The 264-nt window shown below is 65.5% G+C and carries 1 pseudogene; it reads right to left on the reverse strand.

Features of this window, described 5'->3' with window-relative positions:
• A pseudogene (locus SB772_RS42030) lies at nt 1-264 on the reverse strand (FAD-dependent oxidoreductase); the annotation flags it as partial.

Here is a 264-nt window from a genome sequence, read left to right on the forward strand (position 1 = left end):
CGCCCCGTGCCCCGAATACCAAACGGTTGTCGGCGGTGCGCTGGCCGTACGTCACCTGACGGCTACTTTCGCTGAAGGCCTGGCCGCGATCCAGGCCGATATCGTCCCAAGTCCCGGCGGACAGAGGCTCGGTGGCAACGATCAGGCTTTGCACCGGCATTTGATAGCGACCCAGCGGCGGTAACGTCGTCGCATAGCCTTCTACCGCCGGGACGATCCAGCGACTGCGAACCGAGGCCTTGGCCGTGCGCAGACTCCCCGACT

Origin of the sequence: Paraburkholderia sp. SIMBA_030 (genome assembly GCF_046535245.1) — a bacterium.
Lineage (GTDB): Bacteria > Pseudomonadota > Gammaproteobacteria > Burkholderiales > Burkholderiaceae > Paraburkholderia.